Raw genomic sequence first — 7,165 nt, 5'->3', positions numbered from 1 at the left:
CCCGAGGGGCATCTCTCATGCAAAAACTGTCGTGGGGTAAAGTCCGAGGTCAGTGGCGTTTTATACCGAGAAATTCAAAAAAAGCTGAAAATTCATTACAAATTTGCGTTGACTTTAGGTAACTAAAGTTTCATACTCCTTTTCAACCACTGGGGGATGTGAACACGCACGGATCGTTCACATCATGATTGAAGAGGATTTCTTAGACATGTTCACGCATCAGCTAAACATTATCAGCGTAGTAATTATCTGATGCGGGTTAGCACATACAGCTAGCCCGTACGATAACGGGCGGCTGATGAAGATGAGGGCCGTCGAGCGCAACCGACGGCCCTCATTTTTTATGTCTAGGAAGTTCTTTTTAGAGGAGGAAATGTAATGAACGGAGTTTTGCTCATGGTTGTGGCCGCGGCGGTGCTCGCCTGCGGCTATCTGGGCTACGGCCGCTGGCTGGCCAACAAGTGGGGCGTTGACAAGGAGGCCCTCACGCCGGCCAAGCGCATGAAGGACGGCAAGAGCTTCTCGCCCGTCTCCGCCTTCACCGCGTTCTCGCACCAGTTCAGCTCGATCTGCGGTGCTGGCCCTGTCACGGGTACGATCGTCGCCATGGCCTTTGGCTGGCTGCCCGTCGTGCTCTGGGTCCTCGTCGGCGGCATCTTCTTTGGTGCCGTCCACGACTTTGGTGCCCTGTACGCTTCGATGAAGAACAACGGCAAGTCGCTCGCTCAGCTCATCGAGAAGTACATCGGCAAGACCGGCCGTCGCCTGTTCCTGCTGTTCTGCTGGCTGTTCTGCATCATCGTCATCGCCGCTTTCACCGACATGGTCTGCAAGACGTTCATGTTCACCCCGGCCGTTGACGCTTCTGGTGCTGCTACCGGTGCCGTCGACTTCACCAAGTCCTATGCCGCCGGCTGCGCTGGTACCATCTCCATCCTGTTCACCTTCGTCGCTATCGCCTTTGGTTGGGCCCAGAAGAAGTTCAACCTCACCGGCGCTGCCGAGTTCGTCACCGGCGTGGTCCTCATGGTTCTCATGTTCGCCGTCGGTATGCAGTTCCCGGTCTACCTGGATAAGTTCCAGTGGTTCGCCGTCGTTATGGTCTACCTGGTCTTCGCTGGCGCTATGCCCATCCAGATGCTCAAGACCCCGCGTGACTACCTCACTTCCATCATGATGATCGTCATGATCGTCTGCGCTGTCCTCGGCATCGTCGTCCTGGGCGTCAACGGTCAGGCCACTATCACCGCTCCGGTCTTCACAGGCTTCTCCACTGCCTCCGGCATGATGTTCCCGGTCCTGTTCGTCTCCGTCGCTTGCGGTGCTCTTTCCGGTTTCCACAGCCTCGTTTCTTCCGGCACCTCTTCTAAGCAGGTCGAGAAGGAGCAGGACGCCGTCAAGGTCGGTTACGGCGCCATGATCGTCGAGTCCTTCGTCGGCATCCTTGCCATCATCGTCGCCGGCATCATGTTCTCCGACATGAACACCGCCGGTACCGGCGCCCTCAACGCCGGCGTCGCTTCCACCCCGTTCCAGATCTTCGCCGCTGGCATCTCCCGCGGTATGCAGGCCTTCGGTGTTGACGGCACGCTCGCTACCGTCTTTATGACCATGAACGTTTCCGCTCTGGCCCTGACCTCGCTCGACGCCGTCGCCCGCATCGCCCGCACCTCGTTCTCCGAGTTCTTTGCCCAGACCAACGACGCCCTGGCCATCGAGTCCAAGGCCGGCTACATGAAGGTCCTCGGCAACCCCTGGTTCGCCACGGTCGTCACCCTGCTTCCCGGTCTCGCCCTCGCTTTTGGTGGCTATGCCAACATCTGGCCGCTCTTTGGTGCTTCCAACCAGCTGCTCGGCGGCATGACCATGATCACCCTCGCCGTGTTCTGCAAGTGCACCGGCCGCAAGGGCTGGATGCTCTACGTGCCCGTCGTCTTCCTGCTCTGCTGCACCTTCACCTCGCTGGTCCAGAGCGCCATGGGCTGCATGGCCGCTGTCCAGGCTTACGGCTTCTTCGGCACCATCCCGGCTACCGCCACCACGGCCGCCGTCTCCGTCGCCGCCACCAAGGGCCTGCAGCTTGTCTTCGCCGTCCTGCTGATGGTCCTGGGCCTCATCGTTGCCGTTAACTGCCTCAAGGAGTTCTTCGGCAAGGAGGCCGGTTCCATGCCCGACGAGGAGCCCGAGTGGTCCGAGATGGGCAAGGCCGAGTATGGCCGCGCTGCTGCTGCCGAGGCTCCTGTCGACGCCGAGGCCGCCAAGGCTTAGTCGACCTGACGCGTTGAACGTCACATCTATATGACTCGGAAAGACCGGGTCCGCGACTTCGCGGGCTCGGTCTTTTTTTCATGCAAAAGCGGGTGACGCTCGAGTGTTCTCGCAGATGTTTTGCGTGGATAAGGGCGCGCGTTGTACCATATAGACGTATATGTGTGCATATGAAAGGGGCCCCGTGGCCAAGACGGTATATTCCGATAACCAAAATAATGTCGATGCCCTGGCTGAACGTCTGAGCAGCCAGACGTCGCTTTCTGCCGAGCGTGCCAAGCTGGTTGCCTACGACCTGCTCTGCCGCAAGGCGCTCAAGATTAAGTCGAGTGCGCTGGCGCAGATTTTCCGCTCCGTCGATAAGGAATGTGACACCAAGGCGATGCGCGATGAGCTTATCGCGGCAAATATCGTGACCAAGATCGAGGGTAGCGGCATTAACGGGCGCCCGGCGTTCTATACCATCAATGCCGAGATCCGCGATGCCCAGGAGCAGCCTGCCGAGTCCGTCGAGGATTTTGTCGTCGAGGATTCCGCTGACGTGTCTGCTGTGGAAGAAGTTGCTTCGCGTGAGCATGTCGACACCGATGAGTTGCTCGATGAGAACGTCGTGCGTGCCTTTACGGCCAAGGCAGGACGCGGCGGTTTTGGCGGGGGCGGCAAGCGCGATGCGCAGCGCCGCGCCCAGCAGGAGCGCTTCCGTCGCGCCGTTGCTCAAAAGGGTGAGACGGATGCCGAGGTTGTTGAGACCGAGGTTGCTGTCGAGTCGCAGAAGCCCGCGAAGGAGCAAAAGCCCGTGGAGGCCCAAGAGCCCAAGCGTCGTCGCGGTGCTCACTTTAAGGCTGCAGCGCAGGATGCCGCGCGTGAGGTTGAAGAGTCTTCTGAGGTTGCAGACGATGTTGAGGAGTCTGCCAAGAGAGCTCCGGGTTCGTGTCGTCCCGGCCGCGGTTTTGCGGGACGCGCGTATCCCGTAAGGCGTCAGGAGAAGAGCGAGCCGGCTTCGACCACTCAGGACGAGAAGGCCGTTGAGCCGGCGGCTCGCGAACAGAAGCCTGCTGAGCCGCAGTTTGAGGTTGATGCCGAGGCCAAGGGCCAGCAGCCTAGTGATGAGCGGACAGAGCAGAGCGCTTCGAGCAGGCCTCGCCGCCGTCGCCATCGTGGGGGCCGCAGTTCCCATGCCGAGACTGCAGCCGAGAAGACCACGCCGCAGGACGAGGATGCGAAGGTCGAGGTTTCTTCGGGGCAGCCTAAGTGCCAGCCAGCGAAGGAGAGTAAGTCTGATCGTCCGCAGAAGCAGGCGCCTATGCCGAAGCGCGAGCGCAATTCCCAAGGCGATTCTAAGCGCAAGTCTCAGAAGAAGCCGGAGTCTACCGCAGCAGATACCGCTGCCCAGCAGCCCAAGTCGGCAGTCCACGGCGAGGTCTCGGCGTTTGCCCTTGCCCGCGTTTTAGGCAGGCAGCTGCTCAAAGTTGTCCCTACGCCTACGGCGCTCTCTAAGATCAAGGAGCAGCAGACACAGATCGTAAAGGTCGAGGGCAAGGACGGCAAAAAGGCTCCGCAGCGCACTCAGCACAACGAGATGTCCAACCGCAAGATTGCCGAGGAAATCGCAATCATCCAGGCTTGGATCGAGCAGAACCGAGGTGCCGATACGCCGGTTGCCTCGCGCCGCCAGCGTGCCTACCAGATCTTTAACGACGAGAAGGCTTTTGACGGCAAGCACGGTGAGCGCCTGATCAGACGTATGACCGAAAAGGGCATTAGCATGCAGGCGATCAAGGTCGCCCCCAATCGCCCCGTGCACTTTACGGGCTTCTTTACGCTGGGTGCCGACAAGCCGTTCATTATGGTCGAGAACCTGGATACCTACGACGAGATCGTCAAGCTCCTGCGCGGACGCAAACATGCCAAGCTCTTTGGTACCAAGGTGGGCGGCGTGATTTTTGGCGGCGGCTGCAAGGCGAGCGTCTCGCACGCACTGGATGATTATCTGGCCGAGATTGGCTATCGCTTTAACTACGTCTACTACGTGGGCGATATCGATCGCGAGGGCGCGCGCATCGTCGAACAGGCTCGCAATGCCAATGTGGTTGAGATTCGCCTGCATGCCGGCATGTACCGCGCCATGCTCGCCGAGCATAAGCGTCGCGTGAGGGCCGGCGGCGAGTGCGAGCCCGCGGCTGCCAACCAGGGCGTGCCGCAGAACCTGGCAGCGACGATCAAGGATCTGCCCATGGTTACGCGCGTGCAGTTCCGCAACGTGCTACGTGAAGGCGGGCGCATTCCGCAGGAGATTCTGATGACCGCAGACTATCGGGATGGCGACTCGGGAAGCTTCGACCGCATGCTGAACAACTAGATTCCGCCGGCCCCGGGAGAGCGGGGACACCGGCTTAGGTTTCCTGCTCTACAGTCCTGCTCACGACGGAGGCCACATTAAGTGGCCTCCTGTTCGTGCGGAACTCGCGATAAACCTAAGCCGGTGTCCCCGCTCTCCCGGGGCCTGTGGTTACTTGGTTGTTGCATGCGGCTCGCTTTTCGGAACAGGGCTGATAATTCTAGATGCAAGGCGCTCTTGGTCGTTATGGGCCTGGGGCGTCTGTCTTATATAGGTAGATTCCTTGCGGGTTCGAATCCCTCCGCTTGCTCACAAGAAAAGCCTCCCGATCGGCTATGCGTTCGAGAGGCTTGTTTCTTTGGCTGGGACGGAGGGATTCGAACCCCCAACAGCCGGCACCAAAAACCGGAGTTCTACCGTTGAACTACGTCCCAATGTGTGGTGTTGCCCAAAAGCAACTCGTTTAGTTTACCTAATCTGCGAGGGCATCGCAAACGCCGTCGAGCAGGCGTACGGCGAGTGTCTGCGCGTCGCTGGCCGTGAAGGTGCCGTTGTAGCGCGTCATGCCCGTGAGCTCAATGCGAATGCGAGCCGGCTTCTGCTGCGCGGCGACATTGGCAGTGCGGATGCGCTGGGCCAGGTTGTGGCACTCGGCGAGGGCAATCGTGGCGCGCGGTGCGGCGTCGGCGGGCAGCTCGTCGCTTGCGATCTCGAGCACCAGGTCAACGTCGGTTGGGACCTCGGAATCGCAGAGCATCATGCCGCTGTTGTCGGTCGTTGCCGTGGCGATATTCCACATGCGCGACGCAACGCTGCGTGCGATGGGGTCCTCGCCGATAACGGCAATCTGGAAACGCTCGAGCACGTTGGCGGCGCGAGCAAAACCGATACGGGACTCGGCTTCGGTGACCGAGGGCTTGCCCTCCCACACATGGTGCAGGCGGTTGATGTAGGCGTAGGTGTCCTGGAAGGCCATGCCGTCGGCAAACAGGCCGACATTTTCCTGGAACTGCTGCAGGGCGGCCTCGGTATGCGGACCAAAGTAGCCGTCGTCTTCGCCACAGGCAAAGCCCAAAACGTTGAGAGCGCGCTGCAGGGCCTGCACATCGGCGCCATGGAAATTGGGCATGCGCAGATAGAGAGTGCGGTCGCCCAGCTTATACGAAGCGTCTACAAGGGCGCTCCAGCAGGGGATATCGACGGCATGACCGGCAGCAAGGCCGCTGTCGAGCCTGAAGGTGCTGACGGCCTGCTCAGTGGTGGCTCCAAAGTACTTGTCTGTGACTTCGGCGGCATCAATCGTGTAGCCGAGCTGCAGGAGACGAGACTGCACGTCCTCGACGGCTGCTCCTTGCATGCCCGTTGTAATAGGTTCCATGAACGAACCCCTTTCGGCGTACCATTCGTACTATTTGAGCGTCTGTCGGATAGACAACGCAAAGGGATGCATAAACATGCACTCAACAGTGTAGCAAGTTGTGCCTAAATACGCTGCTGACAGGTTTTATAACCCCCGTTAGTTAAGGCGCTCCACAAAGAAATCTGCCATGGAGAGGAACAGCTCACGTGCGTGCGGATCAAGCTCAACGTTCTCGATGGCCGCTTTGGCCTTAGCGGTCAGGTCGAGCGCGTAAGTGTGGGCGTAATCGATAGAGCCGGTCTCCTGGAAGATCTCCACGGCGCGTGCGAGCTGCGCGGGATCATCGGTGCCCGAGGAAAGAATCGCCTCGATCTCGTCGTGGTGGCGCTCATCAGAGAGGGCGTGTACGGCGACAAGCGTGCGCTTGCCCTCGGTGATGTCGGTGCGGAAGTCCTTGTTGGCGGCTTCCTTAGTGCCGACAAGGTTGAGCAGGTCGTCCTGAATCTGAAAGGCGAGGCCCGTGTGCAGGCCAAAGGCGCGCAGCGCTTCGATTTGCTCATCGCTGCCGCCGCCGATAATGGCCCCGGCGGCAAGCGGCGTGGCTCCGCTGTAAAACGCGGTCTTGTGCGTCGCCATGCCCAGGTAGTCATCAACCGAGATATCAAAGCGCCCGTCACGGACCCAACCCAGGTCGAGCGCTTGACCCTCGATGGTGCGGACGATCATCTCGGTAAGCTCGTGGAGCACACGCAGCTTCACGTCGGACTCCAGCGTGGGGTCGTCGAGAACCGTCTTGGTGACCATGGTGAGCGCCAGGTCGCCACAATTGATGGCAAGGCCCGTGCCCTCGGTAAGGTGCATGCAGGGCTTACCTCGACGAAGCTGTCCGTTGTCGGCGATGTCGTCATGGATAAGCGCTCCCGACTGAAAGTGCTCGATAGCTGCCGCCGCGCTGCGGGCGCTCTCAAAGCTGCCACCTACCGCGGTGGCGGCGAGCATGCAGATGAGCGGGCGGTGGCGCTTGCCGGCATTGGCCGTAAATGTCGAGAGCGGGGTATACAGGTAGCGCTCGATATCGGCAGAGGTCGCCTGTCCGTCAAAGAACGTGGCCAGATAGTCGTTGATCTGGTCAAAGTGCTGGGCTAAAAAGCTGGTAAACGGACTGGACACGGGTTCTCGCATTCTTTCTTAGGTTGCAT

4 protein-coding genes and 1 tRNA gene are annotated in these 7,165 nt (G+C 59.9%); 2 read left to right on the top strand and 3 right to left on the bottom strand.

The window, feature by feature from the left end; genetic code table 11:
• Positions 1-378: 378 nt before the first annotated feature.
• Both DW870_RS08965 and DW870_RS08960 read left to right on the top strand, forming a co-directional pair.
• A complete protein-coding gene (locus DW870_RS08965) occupies positions 379-2,268 on the top strand; it encodes a carbon starvation protein A (protein WP_117877540.1) in 1,890 nt (629 codons plus the stop codon).
• A gap of 184 nt (positions 2,269-2,452) precedes the next feature.
• The gene (locus DW870_RS08960) at positions 2,453-4,627 is read left to right on the top strand and encodes a hypothetical protein (protein WP_158565194.1); all 2,175 of its coding nucleotides are present in this window, start codon (positions 2,453-2,455) and stop codon (positions 4,625-4,627) included.
• A gap of 338 nt (positions 4,628-4,965) precedes the next feature.
• Here DW870_RS08960 and DW870_RS08955 read toward each other — a convergent pair.
• The 3 genes from DW870_RS08955 to DW870_RS08945 form a co-directional block, all read right to left on the bottom strand.
• Positions 4,966-5,040: transfer RNA gene (locus tag DW870_RS08955), tRNA-Gln, on the bottom strand.
• 38 nt (positions 5,041-5,078) lie between these two features.
• Positions 5,079-5,984, bottom strand: coding sequence for a peptidoglycan-binding protein (locus DW870_RS08950; RefSeq protein WP_022094145.1), 906 nt, complete (start codon positions 5,982-5,984; stop codon positions 5,079-5,081).
• Positions 5,985-6,122: 138 nt separating this feature from the next.
• A complete protein-coding gene (locus DW870_RS08945) occupies positions 6,123-7,136 on the bottom strand; it encodes a polyprenyl synthetase family protein (protein ID WP_117877536.1) in 1,014 nt (337 codons plus the stop codon).
• Between the last annotated feature and the right edge of the window lie 29 nt (positions 7,137-7,165).

Origin of the sequence: Collinsella sp. AM38-1BH (assembly GCF_003467545.1) — a bacterium.
Lineage (GTDB): Bacteria > Actinomycetota > Coriobacteriia > Coriobacteriales > Coriobacteriaceae > Collinsella.
The sequence above is the reverse complement of the archived record's forward strand: the minus strand, read 5'-3'. Positions and strand labels throughout refer to the sequence as shown.

What these genes read in the sequence shown, in the direction of transcription:
- DW870_RS08965 (WP_117877540.1), top strand. Translation starts at nt 379, where the DNA reads ATGAACGGAGTTTTGCTCATGGTTGTGGCCGCGGCGGTGCTCGCCTGC.
- DW870_RS08950 (WP_022094145.1), bottom strand. Translation starts at nt 5,984, where the DNA reads ATGGAACCTATTACAACGGGCATGCAAGGAGCAGCCGTCGAGGACGTG.